A 23,087-nucleotide genomic window follows, 5' to 3' on the forward strand; every position below is an offset into this window, starting at 1 on the left:
ATGATGTTCGGCGTCGTCGCCGATCGGTACGAGCTGCTCGAGATCGTCGGTAGCGGTGGCATGGGCGTCGTGTACCGCGCCCGCGACCGGGTCCTCGGCCGCACCGTCGCGGTCAAGGTGATCCGCCAGGAGCTCGTCGACGACGAGTTCGTCCGGCGCTTCGAGCGCGAGGCCGCGATCCTCGCGCGGGTGCGCTCGCCGCACATCGTCGTCGTCTTCGACTACGGCAGCAGCGACGGCCAGTTCTACCTCGTCACCGACTTCCACGCCGACGGCGACCTGGTCGGCTGGCTGGAGCAGCACGGCCCGATGCCGCCGCGGCTCGCGGCGGAGGTCACCGCCGCCGTCGCCGAGGGGCTCGCCGACGCGCACGCCGCCGGCGTGGTCCACCGCGACGTGAAGCCCGGCAACGTGTTGCTGTGGCGTCGCGGCGAGCAGCTGCTCCCGGTCCTCGCCGACTTCGGCATCGCCACCGCCGAGGACGGCGGGATCACCGTCACCGGCGGCGTTCCGGGCAGCCCGCCGTTCATGGCGCCCGAGCGGCACCTCGGGCAGGCGGCGACGGCGGCCACCGACATCTACGCCCTCGGCTGCCTGCTCTACAACCTGCTGACCGGCCGGCCGCCGTACGACGGCACCAGCTTCCAGGCCGCGAACGCCCACATCAACGACCCCGTCCCGCACCTCCCGGCCGACCTCGAGCGGGTCGCGGGCCTCGACGCGATCGTCGCGCGGTGCATGGCGAAGGCACCGGAGGACAGGTACCCGACGGTCAGCGAGGCCGCCGAGGCGCTGCGAGCGTGGATCGCGGCCGGTACGCCCGTCCCGACGGCCCCGGCCACCGTGACCACGCCACCGCCGCTCCCGCCCGAGCCCGGGCCGGGACCAGCACGACGGCGGGTCCTGCCCGTGGTGCTCGCTGCCGCGGCACTGGTGGCGGTGCTCGGGGGCGGGGCCTGGTGGCTGGGGCGCGACGAGCCGTCGGTGGCCGGGGCTCGGGATCCGGTGACGACCGGGACACCGACCGTCGAGCCCGAGGCCCGGTTGATCCCGGTGGACGGAGCGTGCGGCTACGTCGTGACGGTGCAGGGCAGGGAGGTCCAGGTCGCCTGCCGGTGGTTCGACGTGCGGGCCCGGGGGCTGAGTGCCGGTGCGTCGGTCACGGTCGAGCTCGAGCTCGCGGTCGACGGCAGGTACTCCGACGACGTGGCCCGGACCCGCCGCACCGTCGCGGCCGACGGGACCGTTGATGTCGGGCAGCACGAGGCCGTGAGCGAGTACGACGGCCTGTGCCCGAGTGGCACCTGCGCCGGTGGGTTCCCGGTGGCCGACCGGGCGACCGGGGCGCGGCTGACCGTCCGCGACGAGGACGGGAAGCGGCTCGTGCGTGTGAAGTACGTGCTCGCGGACCTCAGATCTTCCTGAGCCGCACGTACTGCACCGCGTGGTCCGCCGCCTTGCGCAGCACCAGCGTCGCCCGGGACCGGGTCGGCAGCACGTTCTCGGTCAGGTTGGGCCCGTTGATCGAGTCCCAGATCCGGCGCGCCTCGTCGACGGCGGAGTCGTGGCTGAGGGCGGCGTAGCGGGCGAAGTAGGAGTTGGGGTCGCGGAACGCGGTCTCGCGCAGCCGCAGGAACCGGTCGACGTACCACTCCCGGATGTGGTTGGTGTTGGCGTCGACGAAGATGGAGAAGTCGAAGAAGTCCGACAGGCCCAGGCCGGTGCGGCCGTCCTCGCGGACCCGGGCGGGCTGGAGGACGTTGAGGCCCTCGACGATGACGATGTCGGGCCGTTTCACGACGACCCTCTCGTCGGGTACGACGTCGTAGACCAGGTGGGAGTAGACCGGCGCCTCGACCTCGTCCTTGCCGGACTTGATGTCGATGACGAACTTGAGCAGCTTGCGGCGGTCGTAGGACTCGGGGAAGCCCTTGCGCTGGAGCAGCCCGCGCGCCTCGAGCTCGGCGTTGGGGTAGAGGAAGCCGTCGGTGGTCACCAGCGCGACGTTGGGGTGCTCGGGCCAGCGGGCCAGCATCTGCTGCAGCACGCGCGCGGCGGTCGACTTCCCGACCGCCACGGAGCCGGCGAGGCCGATCACGAAGGGTGTGCGCGGGGGAGTGCGACGGTGCAGGAACTGCTCCTGCTCGTGGTGCAGCCGGGTCGCGGCGTTGACCCGCAGCGACAGCAGCCGGGACAGCGGCAGGTAGACGTCGCGGATCTCGTCGAGGTCCAGCGAGTCGCCCATGCCGCGCAGTCGGACGACCTCCTCGCTGGTCAGCGGGCTGCCCTGCTGGCGCCACTCGTTGGCCAGGTCGGCCCAGGTCGCACGGTCCAGCTCGACGTACGGCGAAGCCTCCCGCGACGACTCCTCGCCGTGGTGGGTGTCCGCCGGGGTGCCCGTCGTCATGGCGCCGATTGTTCCAGCCGGACCCGGAGGTGGGTCCGGCGCATCCCCGATCCGGACCCGTAGACTGGCCGATCATGTGCGGGATCGTCGGATACGTCGGGCCTCAGTCGGCCCAGGACACCGTCATCGACGGTCTCCGCAGGCTCGAGTACCGCGGCTACGACTCCGCGGGGGTCGCCGTCGTCCACGAGGGCACGCTGAGCGTCGAGAAGCGGGCGGGCAAGCTCGCCAACCTCGAGAAGGTGCTCGGCGAGCAGCCGATGCCGGTCGCCGAGGTCGGCATCGGCCACACCCGGTGGGCCACCCACGGCCCGCCGAACGACGTCAACGCCCACCCCCACACCGGCCCCGCACGCCGGGTGGCGCTGGTGCACAACGGCATCATCGAGAACTTCCTCGACCTGCGTGCCCGCCTCGAGGCCGACGACCACGAGCTGCTCTCCGACACCGACACCGAGATCGTCGCCCAGCTCCTCGAGCTGCAGGTCCAGTCCGGGGAGGACCTGACCACCGCGATGCAGCGCGTGTGCCAGACGCTCGACGGCGCGTTCACGCTGGTCGCGATCGATGCGGGGGAGCCCGGCAAGGTCGTCGCCGCGCGCCGCAACTCCCCGCTGGTGGTCGGGCTGGGCGAGGGCGAGAACTTCCTCGGCTCCGACGTCGCCGCCTTCATCGAGCACACCCGCGAGGCGCTCGAGCTCGGCCAGGACCAGATCGTCGTGATGACCCGCGACGCCGTGGAGGTCACCGACTTCTGGGGCCGCCCGGTCGAGGCGCGCCGCTTCCACGTCGACTGGGACCTGTCGTCGGCGGAGAAGGACGGCCACGACTGGTTCATGCGCAAGGAGATCTTCGAGCAGCCGCGGGCCGTCGCGGACTCCCTGATCGGCCGTCGTACGCCGTCCGGGCAGCTGCAGCTCGACGAGATGCGCCTGGCCGACGAGGAGCTGCGCGACGTCGACAAGATCATCATCATCGCGTGCGGGACCTCGTTCTACGCCGGCATGGTCGCCAAGTACGCCATCGAGCACTGGACCCGCACCCCGGTCGAGGTCGAGCTCGCCTCCGAGTTCCGCTACCGCGACCCGATCATCGACTCGACCACGCTGATCGTCGCCATCAGCCAGTCCGGCGAGACCGCCGACACCCTGCAGGCTATCCGCCACGCCCGCTCGCAGCGGGCCAAGGTGCTGGCGATCTGCAACACCAACGGCTCCTCGATCCCGCGCGAGTCCGACGCGGTGATCTACACCCACGCCGGCCCCGAGATCGGCGTCGCGTCGACCAAGGGCTTCCTGACCCAGCTGGTCGCCTGCTACCTGCTCGCGCTCTACATCGCCCAGGTCAAGGGCACCCGGTTCGGCGACGAGATCGACGAGATCATGCGCCACCTCGAGGCGATGCCCGACCACATCGAGACCGTCCTCGGCACCGCGGAGCAGGTGTACGCGCTCGCCGCCGACCACGCGAGCACCCGCTCGGTGCTCTTCCTGGGCCGGCACGCCGGCTACCCGGTCGCCCTCGAGGGCGCGCTCAAGCTCAAGGAGCTGGCCTACCTGCACGCCGAGGGCTTCGCCGCCGGGGAGCTCAAGCACGGCCCGATCGCGCTCGTCGAGGACGGGCTGCCGGTGCTGTGCGTCGTACCCCCCAAGGGCCGCGACCACCTCCACGGCAAGATGCTCAGCGGCATCCAGGAGGTGCGCGCCCGCGGCGCCCGCACCATCTGCCTGGCCGAGGAGGGCGACCACTCCATCGAGCCGTACGCCGACGCCCTGATCCGCCTGCCCAAGGTGCCCGTGCTGCTCCAGCCGCTCGTCTCGATCGTGCCGCTGCAGCTGTTCGCCTGCGAGTTGGCCACCGTGCTCGGCCACGACGTCGACCAGCCGCGCAACCTCGCCAAGTCCGTCACGGTCGAGTGACGGGGCTGACCTGATGCCTGTCGTCGGCGTCGGCATCGACGTGTGCGAGATCGCCCGCTTCGAGGAGTCCTGCCGTCGTACGCCTGCCCTGGTGACCAAGCTGTTCACCGAGGCGGAGCGCGACCTGCACATCCGGTCGATGGCGGCCCGGTTCGCGGCCAAGGAGGCGCTCGCCAAGGCCCTGGGCGCCCCGCGGGGGATGTCGTGGCACGACGCCGAGGTGGTCTCCGAGGAGTCCGGCCGGCCCCGGTTCGTGCTGCGCGGCACCGTGCTCGCCGAGGCCGACGCGCTCGGCGTCACCTCGGTGCACCTCTCGCTCACCCACGACGGCGGCATCGCGTCGGCCGTGGTCGTGCTGGAGTCCTGATGCTGCACGCGCACACCGTCGAGCAGGTCCGGGCCGCGGAGGCCGACCTGCTCGCCCGGCTGCCCGAGGGTGCGCTGATGCAGCGTGCCGCCGCCGGGCTGGCGTACGCCGTGCTCGACTTCCTCGGCACCGCCTACGGCCGCCGGGTGCTGCTGCTCGTCGGGTCCGGTGACAACGGCGGTGACGCCCTCTACGCCGGCGCGCTGCTCGCCCGGCGCGGTGTCCAGGTGGAGGCGTGGCTGCTGTCCGACGCAGCCCGCGCCGCCGGCGTCGACGCGCTTCGGGCCGCCGGTGGCACGGTGCTCGCAAGCCCACCGATTGGGCAGAGACCGCACGCCCCGGCCTCCGAATTCCGCGGTTTGGTCCCAAACCGCGCAACCTTCGACGTGGTGGTGGACGGCATCGTCGGCATCGGCGGACGGCCAGGCCTGCGTCCCGAAGCAACGAAAGCGCTCGAAATGCTGGCCGGGATCCCGGTCGTGGCCGTCGACACCCCCTCGGGCGTCGACGTCGACACCGGCGAGACCGACGGGCCCCACGTGGTCGCCGACCTGACCGTCACCTTCGGCACCCACAAGACCTGCCACCTGGTCGACCCGGCCGCCCGGGCGTGCGGCGCGGTCCACCTCGTCGACATCGGCCTCGACCTGCCCGACGCCCCGGTCGAGGCACTGCAGGCCGCCGACGTCGCGGCGCTGCTCCCGCGTCCCGCGGCCGACGCCCACAAGTACACCCGCGGCGTCGTCGGCGTCCGCGCCGGCTCCGCCACCTACCCCGGTGCTGCCGTGCTCAGCGTCTCCGGTGCCGCGTGCGGGCTCGCCGGCATGGTCCGGTACGACGGCGACCCGGCGGCCCTCGACCAGGTCCGCGCCGCGCACCCCGAGGTCGTCGGTCCCGGCCGGGTGCAGGCGTGGGTGGTCGGCTCCGGCAGCGACGCGGGCGCCGAGGACGCCGTACGCCGCTCGGTCGCCGACGACGTGCCGCTCCTGATCGACGCCGACGCGCTCGCCTTCGCCGACCTCGCCCGCGGCCGCGCGACCGTGCTCACCCCCCACGCCGGCGAGCTGGCCCGGCTGCTCGACGTCGAGCGTGCCCAGGTCGAGGCGCGGATGCTCGAGCACGCCCGCCTCGCCGCGCGCCGGTACGACGCCGTGGTGCTGCTCAAGGGCCGGCACACCGTCGTCGCACGACCCGACGGGCAGGTCCGGGTCACCACGACCGGCACCCCGTGGCTGGCGACGGCCGGTGCCGGCGACGTCCTCGGCGGCCTGGTCGGCGCGCTGCTCGCCGCCGGCCTCGACCCCTTCGACGCCGCCTCGGCCGGCTCGTGGCTGCACGGCGCCGCCGCGACGCTGGCCGCCCAGGACGGCCCGATCGTCGCGAGCGACGTGGCGGCGGCCCTGCCGGTGGTCCTCGGGTCCCTGGTGGGAACATAGGCAGCATGGAGCGCCCGCCCCTCGGCCCGGCCGGGATCGTCGTCGACCTGGCGGCGGTCCGGGCCAACGTGCGGGTGCTGCGCGCCACGGCCGGCGTACCGCTCATCGCGGTCGTGAAGGCCGACGCCTACGGACACGGCATGGTCGCCTGCGCCCGGGCCGCGCAGCAGGGCGGCGCGCAGTGGCTGGCGACGGCGACCGTCGAGGAGGCGCTCGCCCTGCGGGCTGCCGGTCTCGACGGACCGGTGCTGTGCTGGCTCAACGGCCCGGGGAGCGACTTCGCCGCGGCGGCGGCGGCCGGCATCGACCTGACCGCCCACAGCGTGGCCGACCTCGACGCCATGGCCGGCGCGTTCGCCGGCCGCACCACACCGGCGCGGGTCCAGCTCAAGGTCGACACCGGCCTGTCGCGCAACGGCGCGCCCCGGGCGGCCTGGGCCGAGCTGTTCGCCAGCGCCCGGGCCGGTGAGGAGGCCGGGACCTGGCAGGTCACCGGCGTCTGGTCGCACTTCGCCTGCTCCGACGAGCCCGACCACCCCGCCAACGACCGCCAGGAGCAGGGCTTCCGCGAGGCGCTCGCGCTCGCCGAGGAGCACGGCCTGCGACCGCAGCTGCGCCACCTCGCCAACTCCGCCGCCGCGATCCTGCGGCCGTCGTCCCGCTTCGACGCCGTGCGCTGCGGCCTCGCGGTCTACGGACTCGACCCGGCGCCGGGGGAGGCCACCGACATCGGGCTGGTCCCGGCGATGACCGTCACCGCCCCGCTGCTCTCGGTCAAGGACCTCGTCCCCGGGGATGCCGTCTCCTACGGCCAGCGGTGGGTCGCCGAGCAGCCGACCACGGTCGGCCTGGTCCCGGTCGGGTACGCCGAGGGCATCCCGCGCAACGCGGGTCGGCCCGACGCCCCGGACCAGGCCGCGACGGTCGGCATCGACGGCAAGTGGCGACCGATCCGTGGCACGGTGTGCATGGACCAGGTGGTCGTCGACCTCGGGGGCGACCGTCCCTCACCCGGCACCGAGGTCGTCGTGCTCGGCCCGCCGGGCGCCGGGGGCCCGACCGCCCAGGACTGGGCGGAGGCGTGCGGGACCATCAACTACGAGATCGTCACCAGGATCGGGGGCCGGATGTCCCGCAGGTACGTCGACTCCGAAGGAGCCGTGGGATGAGCCGCCGCGGACGCGTCGTCGGGTCCCTCGCGGGCGCCCTCGGTGTCGCCGCAGGCACGGCGGCCGTCGGCATCCTGCGCCAGCAGCGGGCGATCAGCCGCCGGGCGGGCGAGGACATCCCGTTCGGGTCGCTGCGCTCGACGCCGGTGACGGTGGTCGCCGACGACGGCCTGCCGCTCCACGTCGAGGTCGACGAGGTCGAGCCCGTCGCCGGGTCCGGCCCGGTCGACCGGCTGCTGCGTCGTACCAGGTCCGACACGCCCCCGGTCACCGTCGTCTTCGTCCACGGCTTCTGCCTCAACCTCGACTGCTGGCACTTCCAGCGGGCGGCGTACCGCGGCCTGGTCCGCACCGTCTACTACGACCAGCGCTCCCACGGCCGCTCCGGCAGGTCCGACCGTGCCCACGCGACCATCGACCAGCTCGGCCGCGACCTGCACCGGGTCCTCGAGGAGGTCGTGCCCGACGGTCCGGTCGTGCTGGTCGGCCACTCGATGGGCGGCATGTCGATCGTCGCCTTCGCCGAGCAGTTCCCGGAGCTGATCGGCACCCGCGTCGTCGGCGTCGGCCTGATCTCGACCACCGCCGGCGGCCTCGACCCGAGCAGGATGCTGCTGCCCATGCTGCCGGCCCGCCTCGCCGGTCCGCTGGCGGGCAGCGCCATCCGCACCCTGCACCTGGGCCACCGCGCCGTCGACTCCCTGCGTCGTGCCGGCAGTGCCGTCGCCACTGTCGCCACCGACCGGTTCGCGTTCGGGGGCGACGCCCCGCGCGGCTACGTCGAGTTCGTCGACGACATGCTCGCCGCGACCCCGTTCGAGGTGGTCGCCGCCTTCTTCCCGCACTTCGCCGGCCTCGACAAGTTCGACTTCGTCGAGGTGCTCGGCCGGGTCCCCACCTCGGTCATCTGCGGCACCGACGACCGGCTGACGTCGATCGGTCATGCCCGCAAGCTGCAGTCGCGGATCCCCGGGTCACGGTTGCTCGAGTGCGAGGGAGCCGGTCACATGGTGACCATGGAGCGCCACGAGCTGGTCAACGCCGAGCTCGACCAGCTGATCACCGCCGCCTCCGCGAGGGCAGCGACGCGATGACGCTGGAGACGAGGCGCGTCGGCCCCGAGGCCGCCGCGGAGGTGCTGGCCGTGGTGAAGGCCGCGTTCGCGGACCGCCCGGCCCTCGACCCGCCGGCCGACGCCCTGGCCGAGACCGAGGACTCCATCGCCGCGATGCTCACCCCGAGCGGCGGTCTGCTCACGCTCGACGACGGGCGCCCGGTCGGCGCCCTGGTCCTCGACCCGGTCGAGGACGACGTCTACCTGCGCCGCGTGAGCGTCGACCCGGCCGCCCAGGGCCACGGCCTCGCGCACGGCCTGGTCCGCGCCGCGCTGCTCGACATCGCCCGCGCCGGTGCCCGCCGGGTCCGGCTGCTGGCCCGCCAGGAGCTGCCGCGCACCATCGGGTTCTGGCGTGAGCTCGGCTTCGTCGAGACCGGCCGCCACGCGCCGTACGTCGAGATGGCGCGGCCGGCGCCGGTGGTCGTCGACGTGCCCGGTGCCGACGACATGCGCGAGCTCGGCCGCCGGGTGGCGGCGTACCTCACCGGTGGCGACGTGCTCGTCCTCAGCGGTGAGCTCGGCGCGGGGAAGACCACGTTCACCCAGGGCCTCGGTGAGGGGCTCGGCGTGCGGGGCGGGATCACCTCGCCCACCTTCGTCATCTCGCGGGTGCATCCCTCGCTCGGCGACGGTCCCGAGCTGGTCCACGTCGACGCCTACCGCCTCGGCGGCCGGGCCGAGCTCGACGACCTCGACCTCGACACCGACCTCGACGAGGCCGTCACCGTCGTGGAGTGGGGGACCGGGATCGCCGAAGGCCTGGCCGAGGCCCGGCTCGAGGTGCGGATCACCCGTGCCACGGGACAGACCGTCGCCGACCCCGAGGCCGACCCGCGCGTCGTCGAGCTCGACGGCATCGGCGCCCGGTGGCTCGACACCGACCTGCGACCGATCGGCTGACCGGACCCGGGACTTCGTCCCTCGCGGGCGGGGACCCCCCGCCCGGACCCGATGGCCCGTTGAGGGCAGCGGAGTCGGGCCGCGCACCCGATCCGTCGACCCCTTCCTGATTCCTACGGTGATGACCGAGGGAATTCTTGGGGGGAACGAACGATGCGTTCTGTACGACTGCTCCTGGTCGCCGTGCTGGTGGCCGCCACGATCGGCCTGGTCGAGGGCCCGGCCTCTGCCGACGAGGCCCGGCCGGTGCTGGACCGGGTCGCCTCGCGCGCCGGCCAGCACGTGGTGTTCAAGGGCCGCGCCAAGCCGCGCCAGGTGGTCAGGCTGCAGGCCCGCGGGCCGTCGTACTGGACCACGGTCGGCAAGGACCGCGCCTCCCGCAAGGGCGCCTTCCGGATCTCCGTCCCCTATCCCGACCAGCCGCGCACCTTCCGGGTCGTGGCCGGCGGCAAGGTCAGCGGGACCCGCAAGGTCGTCCCGGTCGCCACGTCCTCGCTCAAGCCGAAGCCGCCCGCGCCGAGCGACACCTGCGGGGTCCGGCCCGAGCGGGCCGAGGGCGGCTACTACGCCTGCACCTTCCGCGACGACTTCGACGGCACCGCGCTGGACCGCAGCAAGTGGATGGTCCAGGAGACCCGGATCAGCGGCATGTACGGCGGCAGCCAGGGCTGCTACGTCGACAACGACCGCACCGTCGGCGTCTCGTCCGGCCTGCTCCGGCTGACCTCGACGATCCTGCCCGAGCAGTTCCTGTGCCGGAGCCCGTACGGCTCGTGGATGACCAACGCCGAGGTGTCCACCGTCGCCACCCGGTCGATGTTCACCCAGGCCTACGGCCGCTTCGAGGCGCGGATCAAGATGCCCGCCGAGTCCGGGATCGCCGGCTCGCACTCGGCGTTCTGGCTCTACCCGCAGGACCAGGCCTACGGTCGCTGGCCCGCCTCGGGTGAGGTCGACATCGCGGAGTGGTTCTCGGGCCTGCCCGCCAACGTCTACCCGTCGGTGCACTACGCCGGTGAGAACACCGCCCTGAGCTCCGGCTACTCGTGCCGGATGCCGACCTCGTCGACGGCCTTCCACGACTACGCGGTCGAGTGGACGCCGAGCGTCATGCGGTTCTACTACGACGGCACCCTGTGCTACTCCCACTCCTGGACGCCGACCGGGATGAGCGCACCGCAGCCGTTCGACAAGCCGTTCTACGTCGTCCTCACCCAGGTCTGGGGCCTGGGCTGGAACACCCGTGCCGCCGGCATGCCCGACACGTCCACGCTGCTCGTCGACTGGGTCAAGGCCTGGGAGTAGGCGTGGCGGTGGGCGGGCCACCGGGCCGGTAGCCTCGGAGCGTGCTGCTCGCCTTCGACACCGCCTCCTCGACGGTCACCGTCGCGCTCCACGACGGGACCGACGTGGTCGCCTCGGCGACCTCCGGCCAGGGCATGAAGCACGGCGAGCAGCTCGCCCCGCTCATCGAGCAGGTGCTCGCGCGCGCCGGTGCGGAGCCGGCCGCCCTGACCGGCATCGCCGTCGGCGTCGGTCCCGGCCCGTTCACCGGGCTCCGGGTCGGCCTGGTCACCGCCCGCACGATGGCCCACGTGCTCGGCGTACCCGTCCATGGGGTGTGCTCGCTCGACGTCCTCGCCCTCGAGGCGGTCGAGACCGGTGCCGTCACCGGCGCGTTCGTCGTCGCCTCGGACGCCCGGCGCAAGGAGGTCTACCTCGCGTCGTACGACGCCCGCGGTGCCCGCCTCGACGAGCCGGTCGTCGACAAGCCGGTCGTGCTGGCCACGGACGCACCGGTGGTCGGCGAGGGCGCACGCCTCTACCCCGACGCGTTCCCCGACGCCCGCGGTCCCGAGCGGCCCGACGCCGCCTGGCTGGCGCGCGGCGTGGTCGCCGGCCGGTTCACGGTCCTCGGCTCGGAGCCGCTCTACCTCCGGCGTCCCGACGCGGTGGCGTCCGCGCGATGAGCACCACCACCCGCCCCGCAGCCGCCGCCGACGTCGCGGCGATCGTCGCGCTCGAGGCCGACTCCTTCCCGCTCGACCCCTGGTCGGAGAACCTGGTCGGCGAGGGTGTCCGCGGGGCGCTGCCGACCGTCACCTACCTCGTCGCCGAGGACGACGGCACGTTCGCCGGCTACGCGGTGCTCAGCGTGGTCGACGTCGACGCCGAGCTCCAGCGGATCGCGGTCCCCGAGGAGCTGCGTCGTACGGGCGTCGCCACGGCGCTGCTCGCCGCCGTCCACGCCGCGGCGGCTGACGGCGGTGCCGAGCGGCTGCTGCTCGAGGTCCGCGAGGACAACCTGGCAGCGCGCCTCTTCTACGAGCGGCACGGGTTCGCCGAGCTCGGGCGACGCCCGCGCTACTACCGCGACGGCACCGACGCGCTGGTGCTGAGCGCACCCGTCACAATGGTCCCGTGACGACCCGCGACGAACCCCTGGTCCTCGGCATCGAGACCTCGTGCGACGAGACCGGTGTCGGCATCGTCCGCGGCCACACCCTGCTCGCCGACGCCGTCGCGAGCAGCGTCGAGGAGCACGCGCGGTTCGGGGGCGTCGTCCCCGAGGTCGCGAGCCGGGCCCACCTCGAGGCGATGGTGCCGACCATCCAGCGCGCCTGCGACACCGCCGGCGTGGCGCTGTCCGACGTCGACGCGATCGCAGTGACCCACGGCCCCGGCCTCGCCGGCGCGCTGCTCGTCGGCGTCGCGTCCGCCAAGGCGCTCGCGCTCTCGCTCGGCAAGCCGATCTACGGCGTCAACCACCTCGCCGCCCACGTCGCCGTCGACCAGCTCGAGCACGGTCCGCTGCCCGAGCCGTGCCTCGCGCTGCTCGTGTCCGGCGGGCACTCCAGCCTGCTCAAGGTCACCGACATCACCGGCTACGACGGCGGCGTCGACCCGATGGGCGCCACCATCGACGACGCCGCCGGCGAGGCCTTCGACAAGGTCGCGCGGCTGCTCGGGCTGCCGTTCCCCGGCGGCCCCCACATCGACCGGGCGGCTCGCGAGGGCAACCAGGTCGCCATCGACTTCCCGCGCGGTCTCAGCACCCGTCGCGACCTGGAGCGGCACCGCTTCGACTTCTCCTTCTCCGGCCTCAAGACGGCCGTCGCCCGCTGGGTCGAGGCCCGCGAGCGCTCCGGCGAGCCCGTGCCCGTCGCCGACGTCGCCGCCTCCTTCCAGGAGGCCGTGTGCGACGTACTGGTCCGCAAGGCCCTCGACGCCGCCAGCAGCGAGGGCATCGAGGACCTGATGATCGGCGGCGGCGTCGCCGCCAACTCCCGGCTCCGCGCACTCGCCGAGGAGCAGGCGACCAAGCTCGGCATCCGGGTCCGCGTCCCGCGCCCCGGCCTGTGCACCGACAACGGCGCCATGGTCGCGGCCCTCGGCTCGACCATGGTCGCCCGGGGCCGGACGCCCTCGACCCTCGACCTGCCGGCCGACTCCAGCCTGCCGGTCACCGAGGTGCTGGCGGGCTGAGGCTCTCGTCGCCCCGGGGTGATACGGATCGCCTCGCGGGCGGCGGCCGCCCGACGGCGCTGTAACACGTGGTTCGCCGCTCTTCGCGCCCCGTGTCGCCTGTAGCGGACCCGTACAGGCTCCCTTTCCGGTGGTCTTGGGGCTGGTAGTGCAGCCAACAACGTGTTACAGCGCTTCGAGGGGCGGTCGGCCGGCCGGAGGGCGCTGTAACACGCGGTTCGCCGCTCTTCGCGCCCTGCGTCGCCTGTAGCAGACCCGCACAGACCCCACTTCCGACGGTCTTGGGGCGGCTAGTGCAGCGAGCAACGTGTTACCAAGTCGCCAGCCGAGCCGCCCACGCCGCGACCGGACCCTCAGAACGGCTCGACGAGCAGCGCCGTCCCCTCACCGGACACCCGGGTCAGCACGATGGTCGCCTCGGCGTCGCCGCTCAGTGCGAGGCGCTTGCGCAGTGCCTCGGGGGAGACGTCGACGCCGCGCTTCTTGATGGTCAGCCGGCCGATGCCGCGTTCGCGCAGGGCTGCCTTGAGCTGCTTCTCGCGGTAGGGCAGGGTCTCGAGGACCCGGTAGCTGCGGGCGAACGGCGTACGGAACGGCTGGTCGGCGGTCACGTAGGCGATCTTCGGGTCGACCAGGCCACCGTCCACGCCGGCCGCCACGGCGGTGACCAGGCCGGCGCGGATCACCGCGCCGTCGGGCTCGTAGAGGTAGCGGCCGACCGCGCGCACCCCGACGACACCCGGGCCCGGGTCCTCCTCGTCGGTGATCGTGGCCAGGCCGCCCTCACCGATCACGGTCGCGCGGCGGGCGACGGTCGCCGTACGGCCCGCCCACAGGGCGGCCTCCTTGACCTCCCCGTCGTCGCTGACCCACTCGGCCTCGACGCCGTCGGGCACCAGCGCGTGCGGGATGCCGGGAGCGACCTTGACGCAGGCATCGCGGCGGAGCAGGTCCTCGACCCAGGTCCACGGCGGGGTCCAGTCCTCGACCCGGAAGCTGCGCCCGGCCCCGGACCGCCGCGCCGGGTCGGCGAAGGCGAGGTCGAAGCCGCTGTGGTCGACGGTCGTGGCGTCGGCGACCTGGACGGCTCCGGGCAGCCCGAGCGCGGCCAGGTTGGCCTCGGCGACGGCCACCCGCACCGGGTCCAGGTCGACGCCCGCGCACACGATGCCCGCCGCAGCGGCGGCGACCAGGTCGCCTCCGATCCCGCAGCCCAGGTCCACGAGGGTCTGCGTCCCGAAGGCCGCGGCGCGCCCGGCCCGGTGCCGGGCGACCCGCAAGCGTGTCGCCTGCTCGAGGGCGTCGGGGGTGAAGTACATGCGCGCTGCCAGGTCGCCGAACTTCGCGACCGCCCGTCCGCGCAGCTCCACCTGGGTGAGCGCCGTCGCGGCCCGCTCCGGTGTCGTCGTACGACGCAGCGCGGAGCCGGCCGCAAGCGCAGGTGTGCCGTCGGCGACCAGGGTGGTGGCCTCGGCCAGCAGCGCCTGCCCCTCGTCGGTCAGCAGCCACCGGAAGTCGTCGAGGTCCACCCCCCGATCCTGTCAGGTCCCCTCAGGGCGTCGCCTCACGGCGTGGGGACGAGCTCCCTCTCGGGCTCCTCGTCGCGCTTCTCGTCGCCGTGGCCCGGCCACCACGCGGCGTGGCCGATGAGCGCGGTGAGCGCCGGCGTGAAGAACATCGCCATCACGAAGGCGGCGACGCAGATGCCGAACGCGATCGCGAAGCCCATCGAGGTCATGAACGAGTTGCCGGCCAGCATCAGCGAGGCGAAGGTGCCGGCCAGGATCAGGCCGGCCGCGGCGATCGTCGGGCCACCGTGGTGGATCGCCTTCGCCGCCGCCTCGCGTGGGGTCAGGCCCTCGCGGGCCTCCTCGCGCAGCCGGGCCACCATCAAGATGTTGTAGTCGGTGCCGAGCGCGACCACGAACAGGTAGATGTAGATCGGCAGGATGAAGATCAGTCCGTCCGCGCCACCGATGAGCTGGAACACGATCGTCGTCGCGCCGAGCGTCGCCGCGAAGCCGAGGCCGACCGAGACCATGAGGTACCACGGTGCGACCAGCGAGCGCAGCAGCAGCGCGAGGATGATCAGGATGATCGCCGCGGCGACGGGGAAGACCACCTTGTAGTCGCGGTTCATCGCGGCCTGGAAGTCGACGAAGATCGCGGTCAGCCCGCCGACGTACGGCGTCGTGCCGTCCGGTGCTGCCTTCTCCGCTGCCGGACGCAGGCCCTCGCGTACGTCGTCCAGCGCGTCGTCGGACGACGGGTCGTGCTCGAGCGTGGTCATGAAGATCGCGGTCCTGCCGTCGGGCGCCGGGATCGGGTCGGCGACGTCGCTGACGCCCTTCGCGTCGGCCAGGGCGGCCTTGAACGCCGGGAAGGTCGCGGGGTCGAGCGCCTCGTCGGAATGCAGCACGACCGGGGCGGGCTGGGTCGCGCCGGCGGAGAAGCCGCCCTCCTCGAGGGTCTTCGAGGCCTTCGCGGACTCGATGTTCTTCGCCGAGCTGGACGAGCCGATGTCGAAGGTCGGCGTGAAGCTGAGCGCGAAGATCGAGAGCACCAGCAGGGCACCGCCGGAGACGAGCGCGTAGCGGACCGGGCTGCGGCCGACGGCGTTGCCGATCTTCTCGAACCGCGCACCCTTGGACGCGATCCGCCACTTCTTCGACGGCCAGAAGAAGGCGCGCCCGACGACGGTGGCGAAGGCCGGGATGAGGGTGAGCGCCGCGACGACGGACACCGCGACCGCGATCGCGAGCGACGGCCCGATCGAGCGGAACATGCCGAGCGTCGAGAGGAGCAGGGCCATGAACGCCGCCACGACGGCGCCGCCCGCGGAGGCGATCGCCTCGCCCGCCCGCTCGATGGCGTGCGCCACCGCTGCGCGGTGCTCCTCGCCCTCGCGCAGGCGCTCGCGGTAGCGGAAGACGAAGAACAGCACGTAGTCGGTGCCGACACCGAACAGCACCACGATCAAGATGACCGTCGTCGACGGGTCCTTCTGCAGGCCGAACACCTTGGCGGCGATGTCGATCAGGCCATTGGCCATCGGGGTCATGAACGCGATCACGGCCACCAGGGGCAGCAGCGTGATCAGCACGCTGCGGAAGATGATGCTGAGGAGCAGCACGATGAGGACGACGGTCGCGAGCCCGACGATCGCCTCGGCGTTTCCGCTCGACTGGATCTGGTCGTAGCTCTGGGGCAGGGAGCCGGTCGTCTGTGCTCGCAGGCCCGTGCCGTCGGTCGCCTTCTTCAGCTCGTCGCGCAGGTCCTTGACCTGGTCGAGCTCCTTCTCGTCCTGGCCGGTCACGCCCTCGGCGAGGGCGAGGTTGGAGATCGCGACCTCGCTCGTGGGGGAGAGCAGCGGCTCGCCGGCGGAGGTGAACACCTTCGGCAGGTCGAGGCCCTGCATGATCTCGCCGATCTTCGCGACGTCGGTCTCGGCGAGCTTCGCTCCGTCGGTGCGGTCGAAGACCACGGTCGCGCCGGAGTCGGTCTGGTCGGGGAACGCGTCGGCCATCAACGTGGCCGCCTTGATGGAGTCGTAGGAGTCAGGGAGGAAGTCCGCCTGGTCCGTGGTCGCCTCCACCTTGGGGTGGAACATCACGACGAGGACGGTCGCGACCAGCCACGCGGCGATGACGTACCAGGGGCGACGGGACACGAGACGGCCGAGGGCACCGAACATGCCAGGAACGCTATCGGCGCCCAGGGGGCTCGGGTCAACCGACTTTGGTAGGTCCTCGCCACATCCCGGAGCGGGGTGCCTCTGGCACTCCCTTGCGGAGAGTGCTAGTTTCGTTTCTGGCACTCTCACCGCGAGTGTGCCAGCGCAGGTCACCTGCAGGACACACCCAGACAGTCTTAGAAAGTGGAGGTCGACATCGTGTCGGTCAACATCAAGCCGCTCGAGGACCGGATCGTCGTCAAGCCCCTCGAGGCCGAGCAGACCACCGCCTCGGGTCTGGTCATCCCCGACACCGCCAAGGAGAAGCCCCAGGAGGGCGAGGTCCTGGCCATCGGCCCCGGCCGCGTCGACGACAACGGCAACCGCGTCCCGCTCGACGTCGCCGTGGGTGACAAGGTCATCTACAGCAAGTACGGCGGCACCGAGGTCAAGTACGCCGGCGCCGAGTACCTCATCCTCTCGGCCCGCGACGTCCTCGCGGTCATCGCCTGAGCTGAGTCTCGTACCGCCCGGGACGTCCGCATCCGTGCGTGACGTCCCGGGCGTTCGGCTTTCCACCCAAGGAGTGAAGTAGTGCCCAAGATCCTGGAGTTCGACGAGAACGCCCGGCGCGCCCTCGAGCGCGGCGTCGACGCCCTCGCCAACACCGTCAAGGTGACCCTCGGCCCGAAGGGCCGCTATGTCGTGCTCGACAAGAAGTGGGGCGCCCCGACCATCACCAACGACGGCGTGACCGTCGCGCGTGAGGTCGAGCTGGACGACCCGTTCGAGAACCTCGGTGCCCAGCTCACCAAGGAGGTCGCGACCAAGACCAACGACGTCGCCGGAGACGGTACGACGACCGCCACCGTCCTCGCCCAGGCGCTGGTCCACGAGGGCCTGCGCGCCGTCGCCGCCGGCTCGAACCCGATGGGTCTCAAGCGCGGCATGGACGCCGCCGCGGCCGCCGTGGCCGACGCCCTCAAGGCCGCCGCCCGCGAGGTCGACGACGAGAAGGACATCGCCTCCGTGGCGACCGTCTCCTCGCGCGACAGCCACATCGGCGACCTGCTCGCCGAGGCGTTCGGCAAGGTCGGCAAGGACGGTGTCATCACCGTCGAGGAGTCGAACACCCCCTCGACCGAGCTCGAGTTCACCGAGGGCATGCAGTTCGACAAGGGCTACATCTCGGCGTACTTCGTCACCGACGCCGAGCGCCAGGAGGCCGTGCTCGACGACCCGTACATCCTCATCCACCAGGGCAAGATCAGCGCGATCGCCGACCTGCTGCCGCTGCTGGAGAAGGTCGTGCAGGCCGGTCGTCCGCTGTTCATCCTCGCCGAGGACGTCGAGGGCGAGGCGCTCTCGACGCTGGTCGTCAACAAGATCCGCGGCGCTTTCAACGCCGTCGCGGTGAAGGCCCCGGCCTTCGGCGACCGCCGCAAGGCGATGCTGCAGGACATCGCGGTCCTGACCGGCGGCCAGGTCGTCTCGCCCGAGGTCGGCCTCAAGCTCGACCAGGTCGGTCTCGACGTGCTGGGCCAGGCCCGCCGCGTCGTGGTCACCAAGGACAACACCACGATCATCGACGGTGCCGGCTCGGACACCGAGGTGGCGGGTCGCGTCGAGCAGATCAAGAAGGAGATCGAGGCGTCCGACTCCGACTGGGACACCGAGAAGCTCCAGGAGCGGCTGGCCAAGCTCTCCGGCGGTGTCGTGGTGATCAAGGTCGGTGCGCACACCGAGGTCGAGCTCAAGGAGAAGAAGCACCGGATCGAGGACGCCGTCTCCGCGACGCGCGCCGCGATCGAGGAGGGCATCGTCCCCGGCGGTGGCTCGGCGATCATCCACGCCGCGGCCGCGCTCGACGGCGACCTGGGCCTCACCGGTGAGGAGGCCGTCGGCGTCCGCATCGTCCGCAAGGCCGTCGAGGAGCCGCTGCGCTGGATCGCCGAGAACGGCGGCGAGAACGGCTACGTCGTCACCCACAAGGTGCGCGAGCTCGGCGTCGGCAACGGCTACAACGCCGCCACCGGTGAGTACGGCGACCTGCTCGCGCAGGGCGTCATCGACCCGGTCAAGGTGACCCGCTCGGCGCTGGCCAACGCGGTCTCCGTCGCCGGCATGCTGCTGACGACCGAGACCCTGGTCGTCGACAAGCCCGAGGACGAGGAGCCCGAGGCGGCCGGTCACGGCCACGGGCACGGCCACGGCCACTGAGCCTCGCTCGAACGCTTCGGCCCGCCGCACCTCCGGGTGCGGCGGGCCGCTGCGTCTTGTGCCGGGTCGGCGGTTTCCGGGTGCTGGTTCGGGCCGGGTCGGCGAGTTCCAGGAGCCGGCTCGGGCCGGGGCGGCGGAGCGGGGCGGCCGAGCGGTCAGTCCCGGCCGCGCAGGAAGCTGACCCGCATCGGTCGCAGCTCGGGGGTCATCAGTCCGCCCGCGACCGCGGGGTCGGCCATCATGATCGCCCGCGCCGCGTCCTCGTCGTCGGCCTCGAAGATCGAGATGCCGGTGTTGACGTCGCCGAAGGTCGGGCCGGCGAGGACCAGCACGCCGTCCTCGAGGAGCTGGGCGAGGTAGCCGGCGTGGGTCTGCATCAGTGCTGCCTCCTCCTCGGTGATGGTGGCGACGAAGCGCTCCCGCGGCGGGTGGAGGAGGTAGATCCAGCTCGGCACCGTGCCACGGTCGCACAGCGTCGGCGGTGTCGTCACCCGAAACATTGATGATCGCCCCGGGACATGGATGTCTGGCATGGTGAGGACATGTTGTGGCGCGTGCGAGCCGGACTGCCCGACCGGCCCGGAGCCCTGGCGCAGCTGGCGGCTGCCTGCGGCCGGGCCGGGGTGAACATCCAGACCGTCCAGGTCTTCCCCGAGGGGACCTCGGTCACCGACGAGCTGGTGCTGCAGGTGCCGCAGGACTGGACGCCAGCGCAGCTGCGCGAGCTCGTGACGGCGGCGGGCGGCGAGGCGGTGAGCGCCGTGCCCGTGACCACGGCGGCGCTCGAGGACCAGCCGACCCGCTACGTGCAGGCGGTGCGCGCGATCATCGCGCAGCCGGCGACCTTCCCCGAGGTGGCCGCGCACCTCTTCGACGCCGACGTCGCGCCCAGCGACGGGTCGGAGGACGTGCTGGAGATGACGATCGGCGCGTCCACGACGATCCAGGTGCGCCGCAACACCCCCTTCACGTCCATCGAGCGCGCCCGGGCCGCGGCGCTGGCCGAGCTGGTGGGGGAGGTGCTGGCCGCGCAGGCCCCGCCGGCGCCGCACCAGCCGGCTGCCGGGGACCCCGACTTCGTCACGAACGGCGCTGTCGTGTCCGCGCTGGCGGGAGGCAAGGTCACCGGCCGGGCCGAGTTCACGCCGAGCGAGGGCGACGAGCCGTGGCCGGTGGACCTGTGGGTCGACCCGGCCTGGCACCGCCGCGGTGTCGGCACCCGGCTGCTCGCCGACATCGCCCGGGCTGCGCGCTCCGCCGGCGCGGAGGAGATCGTGCTGACCGCGCCCTCGGACACCAAGGCGGTGCTCCCGATGGTGCTCGCCGCGGGCATGCGCGGCCGGATCCGGATGGCGGGGGAGTCGCTCACCGTGCGGATCGCGCTGAGCGACCTGCGCCGCTGAACCGGTCCTGACGGGGGCTCGTGTGGCCGACACGACACCCGCCGTCACTTTGTGAACACATTCACAAGCGGTACGGTCGAGGAGTGCTGACCCCCCACGTCGTCACCGCCACCCTCGCCCGCCTCGCCACCGAGGCCGAGCCGCCCGGCCTGCTTCCTGCCCGCGAGCAGATGGCCCTCTCGCTGGGCTGGCACATCGTGCTCGCCTGCTTCGGCGTCGCGTTCCCCGCGATGATCTTCGTGATGCACCTGCGCGGCATCCGGCGCAACGACGCGGTCGCGCTCGGCCTCGCGAAGCGCTGGGCCAAGGTCTCGGCGGTCCTCTTCGCGATCGGCGCCGTGTCCGGCACCGTGCTCAGCTTCGAGATGGGCCTGCTCTGGCCCGGCCTGATGGGGACGTACGGCGACGTGCTCGGCCTGCCGTTCGCGTTCGAGGGCCTGGCGTTCTTCCTCGAGGCGATCTTCCTCGGCATCTACCTCTACGGTTGGGGCCGGATGCCCGCCAAGCGGCACGTGCTGATGGTCCTGCCGATGGCGATCACCGGCATCATCGGCGCCTACTGCGTGCTCGCGGTCAACGCCTGGATGAACGTGCCGACCGGCTTCCGGCTCGTCGAGGGCCAGGTCACCGACGTCGAGCCGTGGAAGGTGCTGTTCAACCGGCACGCCTTCCTCCAGTTCGCCCACATGTGGGTCGGTGCCTACATGCTGACCGGGTTCTCGGTCGCGGGCGTGTACGCCGTCGGCATGCTCCGCGGCCGCCGCGACGCCCACCACCGGCTCGGCTTCCTGGTCCCGTTCGTGTTCGCGTCGGTCGCAGCCGTGACCCAGCCGTTCGTCGGTCACGTGCTCGGCTTCGGCCTCGACGAGCGGCAGCCCGCCAAGCTGGCGGCGTTCGAGCTGGCCGAGACCACCGAGAGCCCGTCGCCGCTGCGGCTCGGCGGCATCCTCGTCGACGGCGAGGTCAAGGGCTCGATCGACATCCCCTACCTCGGCTCGCTGATCGCGATGAACTCGCCCGACAAGCCGGTCCCCGGCCTCGACACGATCCCCGAGGAGGACCACCCGCCGGTCAACATGACCCACCTGGCCTTCCAGACCATGGTCGGCATCGGCACCCTGCTCGCGGCCGCGGTCGTGCTGTTCTGGTTCCAGCGCCGTCGAGGGCGCGACCTGCTCGAGAGGCGCTGGTTCCTGCGCTTCGTCGCCGCCGCCGGACCGCTCGCGGTGATCGCCCTCGAGGCCGGCTGGATCGCGACCGAGGTCGGCCGCCAGCCGTGGATCGTCTACGACGTCCTGCGCACCACCGACGCCGTCGGCGACTACACCGCCAGCCTGTGGTGGCTGCTCGGCATCAGCACCGTCGTCTACACCGCGATGACGATCGGTGCCGTCGTCGTGCTCCGCTCGATGGCCCGCCGCTGGCGCGCCGGCGACGCCGACCTGCCCAGCCCGTACGCCCCCGAGGTCGCGGCCGCCCCGGAGGTGGAGGCATGAGCCTCGAGCTGGCCGTCGCGGCCGCCCTCTTCGTCGGAGTCATCGCGTACGCCGTGCTCGGCGGCGCCGACTTCGGGTCCGGCTTCTTCGACCTCACGGCGGGCAGCAGCAAGCGTGGCGCCGAGCTGCGAACGCTCGTCGACCACAGCATCGGCCCGGTGTGGGAGGCCAACCACGTCTGGCTGATCTACGTCCTGGTGATCTGGTGGACCGGCTTCCCCGAGTCCTTCGCCGCGGCCATGTCGACGCTGGTGCTGCCGCTGCTGCTGGCCCTGCTCGGCATCGTGCTGCGCGGCGCCAGCTTCGCGTTCCGCAAGTACGCCGCCACGCTGGCCCAGGCCCGGCTGTTCGGGATCGTGTTCGCGACCTCGTCGATCATCACGCCGTTCTTCCTCGGCACCGTCGCCGGCGCCATCGCCTCGGGCCGGGTCCCGCTCGACGGCACCGGCGACCGCTGGTCGTCCTGGGTCAACCCCACCTCGCTGTTCGGCGGGGTGATCGCCGTCGGCACCTGCGCCTTCCTCGCCGGCACCTTCCTCGTCGCCGACGCCCGCCGCAGCGGCCACGACCGGCTCGCCGACGAGCTGCGGGTGCGTGCGCTCGGCGTCGGTGCGGCGACCGGTGCGGTCGTGTTCGCCGCGCTGGTCCCGCTCGACCACGACGCCCCGACCCTCGCTGCCGGGCTCGAGGGCCGAGCGGCGCCGCTGGTCGTCCTCGCCGGGCTGGCCGGGCTGGGGACCATGGTGCTGCTGTGGACCCGCCGGTACGCCGTCGCGCGGATCACCGCCGTCCTCGCCGTCGCCGCCGTCTTGTCCGGCTGGGGTGTGGGCCAGTACCCGTGGCTCCTCGTCGACGAGGTCACCATCCACGACGCGGCCGGCGCCACCGCCACGCTGCAGGGGCTGCTCGTCGCGGTGGGGCTGGCGGTGGTGGTCGTCGTGCCGCCGCTGGCCTACCTCTTCAAGCTCACCCAGTCGGAGGAGTGGTCGCGCCCGGACCACTGAGGTCCGACCGGTCAGAACGGCGGCGGTCCGACGATCTCGATGCCGCCGTTCTGCTCGGCGCTGGCGGCGATGCGGTGGAAGTCGACGACGCACGCCGACCCCGCCAACGGCTCGCTGGCGCCGCGGTAGAACGGCTCACACCTGCAGGACGGCTGGATGCCGAGCACCTTCGCGGTCGGGCTCGTGACCACGAACGCGTGGGGAACGCCGGCCGGAACCATCGCGAAGTCGCCGGGGCCGAGCGCGTGCTCGTCGTCGACGATGCGGTACCGGATCCGTCCTTCGAGGACCCACATCGACTCCGAGACCGGGTGCGTGTGGACCGGGGTCCACTTGCCCTCGACCATGTCGACCTCGATCAGGCTGATGTCTCCGTCTCCGGCGCCGAGCTTCCAGGTGAAGACCCCGCCACCGAAGAACCACCGCTGCTCGCCCTCGCCGGTCCGGCGGACCACGGGCGCGGGCGTCGTCGATCTCGTCATCGCGGACT

21 protein-coding genes are annotated in these 23,087 nt (G+C 72.6%); 16 read left to right on the forward strand and 5 right to left on the reverse strand.

Translation table 11 applies throughout. From position 1 onward, the window contains the following. Nucleotides 1-3: 3 nt before the first annotated feature. The gene (locus tag BJ958_RS25525; RefSeq protein ID WP_179729573.1) at nucleotides 4-1,425 is read left to right on the forward strand and encodes a serine/threonine-protein kinase; all 1,422 of its coding nucleotides are present in this window, start codon (nucleotides 4-6) and stop codon (nucleotides 1,423-1,425) included. On the opposite strand, the gene coaA is transcribed toward BJ958_RS25525, so the two are convergent. Beyond that, nucleotides 1,412-2,407, reverse strand: a complete 996-nt coding sequence (gene coaA, locus BJ958_RS25530; RefSeq protein WP_179729574.1) for a type I pantothenate kinase — start codon at nucleotides 2,405-2,407, stop codon at nucleotides 1,412-1,414. The genes BJ958_RS25525 and coaA overlap by 14 nt on opposite strands. 74 nt (nucleotides 2,408-2,481) lie before the next feature. On the opposite strand from coaA, the gene glmS reads away from it, so the two are divergent. The 10 genes from glmS (at nucleotide 2,482) to tsaD (ending at nucleotide 12,801) form a co-directional block, all read left to right on the forward strand. After that, a complete protein-coding gene (gene glmS, locus BJ958_RS25535; protein ID WP_179729575.1) occupies nucleotides 2,482-4,326 on the forward strand; it encodes a glutamine--fructose-6-phosphate transaminase (isomerizing) in 1,845 nt (614 codons plus the stop codon). Between the two features lie 13 nt (nucleotides 4,327-4,339). After that, nucleotides 4,340-4,693, forward strand: a complete 354-nt coding sequence (locus tag BJ958_RS25540; protein WP_179729576.1) for a holo-ACP synthase — start codon at nucleotides 4,340-4,342, stop codon at nucleotides 4,691-4,693. Further along, the gene (locus tag BJ958_RS25545; RefSeq protein WP_179729577.1) at nucleotides 4,693-6,129 is read left to right on the forward strand and encodes an NAD(P)H-hydrate dehydratase; all 1,437 of its coding nucleotides are present in this window, start codon (nucleotides 4,693-4,695) and stop codon (nucleotides 6,127-6,129) included. Before BJ958_RS25540 ends, BJ958_RS25545 begins: the two co-directional genes overlap by 1 nt. 5 nt (nucleotides 6,130-6,134) lie before the next feature. Further along, a complete protein-coding gene (gene alr, locus BJ958_RS25550) occupies nucleotides 6,135-7,298 on the forward strand; it encodes an alanine racemase (protein ID WP_179729578.1) in 1,164 nt (387 codons plus the stop codon). Continuing rightward, nucleotides 7,295-8,392, forward strand: a complete 1,098-nt coding sequence (locus tag BJ958_RS25555) for an alpha/beta fold hydrolase (protein ID WP_179729579.1) — start codon at nucleotides 7,295-7,297, stop codon at nucleotides 8,390-8,392. Before alr ends, BJ958_RS25555 begins: the two co-directional genes overlap by 4 nt. After that, nucleotides 8,389-9,315, forward strand: a complete 927-nt coding sequence (gene tsaE / locus BJ958_RS25560; protein ID WP_179729580.1) for a tRNA (adenosine(37)-N6)-threonylcarbamoyltransferase complex ATPase subunit type 1 TsaE — start codon at nucleotides 8,389-8,391, stop codon at nucleotides 9,313-9,315. The genes BJ958_RS25555 and tsaE overlap by 4 nt, the downstream gene beginning before the upstream one ends. Nucleotides 9,316-9,468: 153 nt before the next feature. Further along, entirely contained in the window at nucleotides 9,469-10,620 is a 1,152-nt protein-coding gene (locus tag BJ958_RS25565; RefSeq protein WP_179729581.1) for a glycoside hydrolase family 16 protein, read from the forward strand. Between the two features lie 41 nt (nucleotides 10,621-10,661). Then, nucleotides 10,662-11,285 carry a tRNA (adenosine(37)-N6)-threonylcarbamoyltransferase complex dimerization subunit type 1 TsaB gene (gene tsaB, locus BJ958_RS25570; RefSeq protein WP_179729582.1) on the forward strand — a complete coding sequence of 208 codons (624 nt, stop codon included), beginning with the start codon at nucleotides 10,662-10,664 and terminating at the stop codon, nucleotides 11,283-11,285. Then, nucleotides 11,282-11,740 (forward strand): ribosomal protein S18-alanine N-acetyltransferase, encoded by a 459-nt coding sequence (gene rimI, locus BJ958_RS25575; RefSeq protein WP_179729583.1) that lies wholly within the window; start codon nucleotides 11,282-11,284, stop codon nucleotides 11,738-11,740. The genes tsaB and rimI overlap by 4 nt, the downstream gene beginning before the upstream one ends. Continuing rightward, a complete protein-coding gene (tsaD, locus tag BJ958_RS25580; protein ID WP_179729584.1) occupies nucleotides 11,737-12,801 on the forward strand; it encodes a tRNA (adenosine(37)-N6)-threonylcarbamoyltransferase complex transferase subunit TsaD in 1,065 nt (354 codons plus the stop codon). The genes rimI and tsaD overlap by 4 nt, the downstream gene beginning before the upstream one ends. A 353-nt stretch (nucleotides 12,802-13,154) precedes the next feature. On the opposite strand, the gene BJ958_RS25585 is transcribed toward tsaD, so the two are convergent. Together BJ958_RS25585 and BJ958_RS25590 are read right to left on the reverse strand one after the other, a co-directional pair. Next, complete coding sequence (locus BJ958_RS25585; protein WP_179729585.1) at nucleotides 13,155-14,330, reverse strand: THUMP-like domain-containing protein; 1,176 nt, start codon at nucleotides 14,328-14,330, stop codon at nucleotides 13,155-13,157. Between the two features lie 35 nt (nucleotides 14,331-14,365). Next, entirely contained in the window at nucleotides 14,366-16,495 is a 2,130-nt protein-coding gene (locus tag BJ958_RS25590; protein ID WP_179729586.1) for an MMPL family transporter, read from the reverse strand. A gap of 198 nt (nucleotides 16,496-16,693) precedes the next feature. Here BJ958_RS25590 and groES point away from each other — a divergent pair, with 198 nt between their 5' ends. Both groES and groL read left to right on the forward strand, forming a co-directional pair. Beyond that, nucleotides 16,694-16,987, forward strand: a complete 294-nt coding sequence (gene groES, locus BJ958_RS25595; RefSeq protein WP_179730389.1) for a co-chaperone GroES — start codon at nucleotides 16,694-16,696, stop codon at nucleotides 16,985-16,987. Between the two features lie 81 nt (nucleotides 16,988-17,068). Then, complete coding sequence (groL, locus tag BJ958_RS25600; RefSeq protein ID WP_179729587.1) at nucleotides 17,069-18,694, forward strand: chaperonin GroEL; 1,626 nt, start codon at nucleotides 17,069-17,071, stop codon at nucleotides 18,692-18,694. A gap of 155 nt (nucleotides 18,695-18,849) precedes the next feature. Here groL and BJ958_RS28870 read toward each other — a convergent pair whose 3' ends face one another. Then, nucleotides 18,850-19,185 carry a YciI family protein gene (locus BJ958_RS28870; protein ID WP_179729588.1) on the reverse strand — a complete coding sequence of 112 codons (336 nt, stop codon included), beginning with the start codon at nucleotides 19,183-19,185 and terminating at the stop codon, nucleotides 18,850-18,852. Nucleotides 19,186-19,236: 51 nt separating this feature from the next. Here BJ958_RS28870 and BJ958_RS25610 point away from each other — a divergent pair, with 51 nt between their 5' ends. The 3 genes from BJ958_RS25610 (at nucleotide 19,237) to BJ958_RS25620 (ending at nucleotide 22,597) form a co-directional block, all read left to right on the forward strand. Further along, entirely contained in the window at nucleotides 19,237-20,097 is an 861-nt protein-coding gene (locus tag BJ958_RS25610; protein ID WP_246319100.1) for a GNAT family N-acetyltransferase, read from the forward strand. Nucleotides 20,098-20,180: 83 nt separating this feature from the next. After that, nucleotides 20,181-21,593, forward strand: coding sequence for a cytochrome ubiquinol oxidase subunit I (locus tag BJ958_RS25615; protein ID WP_343052806.1), 1,413 nt, complete (start codon nucleotides 20,181-20,183; stop codon nucleotides 21,591-21,593). Next, nucleotides 21,590-22,597, forward strand: a complete 1,008-nt coding sequence (locus BJ958_RS25620; protein WP_179729590.1) for a cytochrome d ubiquinol oxidase subunit II — start codon at nucleotides 21,590-21,592, stop codon at nucleotides 22,595-22,597. The genes BJ958_RS25615 and BJ958_RS25620 overlap by 4 nt, the downstream gene beginning before the upstream one ends. Nucleotides 22,598-22,608: 11 nt before the next feature. On the opposite strand, the gene BJ958_RS25625 is transcribed toward BJ958_RS25620, so the two are convergent. After that, a complete protein-coding gene (locus BJ958_RS25625; RefSeq protein ID WP_179729591.1) occupies nucleotides 22,609-23,079 on the reverse strand; it encodes a cupin domain-containing protein in 471 nt (156 codons plus the stop codon). Nucleotides 23,080-23,087 lie beyond the last annotated feature (8 nt).

Origin of the sequence: Nocardioides kongjuensis (assembly GCF_013409625.1) — a bacterium.
In the GTDB taxonomy this organism is placed as follows: Bacteria; Actinomycetota; Actinomycetes; order Propionibacteriales; family Nocardioidaceae; genus Nocardioides; species Nocardioides kongjuensis.

Coding starts and splice junctions, on each gene's coding strand:
- BJ958_RS25555 (WP_179729579.1), top strand. CDS start 7,295: ATGAGCCGCCGCGGACGCGTCGTCGGGTCCCTCGCGGGCGCCCTCGGT.
- BJ958_RS25545 (WP_179729577.1), top strand. CDS start 4,693: ATGCTGCACGCGCACACCGTCGAGCAGGTCCGGGCCGCGGAGGCCGAC.
- glmS (WP_179729575.1), top strand. CDS start 2,482: ATGTGCGGGATCGTCGGATACGTCGGGCCTCAGTCGGCCCAGGACACC.
- tsaE (WP_179729580.1), top strand. CDS start 8,389: ATGACGCTGGAGACGAGGCGCGTCGGCCCCGAGGCCGCCGCGGAGGTG.
- BJ958_RS25625 (WP_179729591.1), bottom strand. CDS start 23,079: ATGACGAGATCGACGACGCCCGCGCCCGTGGTCCGCCGGACCGGCGAG.
- BJ958_RS25525 (WP_179729573.1), top strand. CDS start 4: ATGTTCGGCGTCGTCGCCGATCGGTACGAGCTGCTCGAGATCGTCGGT.
- BJ958_RS25540 (WP_179729576.1), top strand. CDS start 4,340: ATGCCTGTCGTCGGCGTCGGCATCGACGTGTGCGAGATCGCCCGCTTC.
- BJ958_RS25565 (WP_179729581.1), top strand. CDS start 9,469: ATGCGTTCTGTACGACTGCTCCTGGTCGCCGTGCTGGTGGCCGCCACG.
- BJ958_RS25610 (WP_246319100.1), top strand. CDS start 19,237: ATGTTGTGGCGCGTGCGAGCCGGACTGCCCGACCGGCCCGGAGCCCTG.
- rimI (WP_179729583.1), top strand. CDS start 11,282: ATGAGCACCACCACCCGCCCCGCAGCCGCCGCCGACGTCGCGGCGATC.
- BJ958_RS25590 (WP_179729586.1), bottom strand. CDS start 16,495: ATGTTCGGTGCCCTCGGCCGTCTCGTGTCCCGTCGCCCCTGGTACGTC.
- alr (WP_179729578.1), top strand. CDS start 6,135: ATGGAGCGCCCGCCCCTCGGCCCGGCCGGGATCGTCGTCGACCTGGCG.
- coaA (WP_179729574.1), bottom strand. CDS start 2,407: ATGACGACGGGCACCCCGGCGGACACCCACCACGGCGAGGAGTCGTCG.
- BJ958_RS25620 (WP_179729590.1), top strand. CDS start 21,590: ATGAGCCTCGAGCTGGCCGTCGCGGCCGCCCTCTTCGTCGGAGTCATC.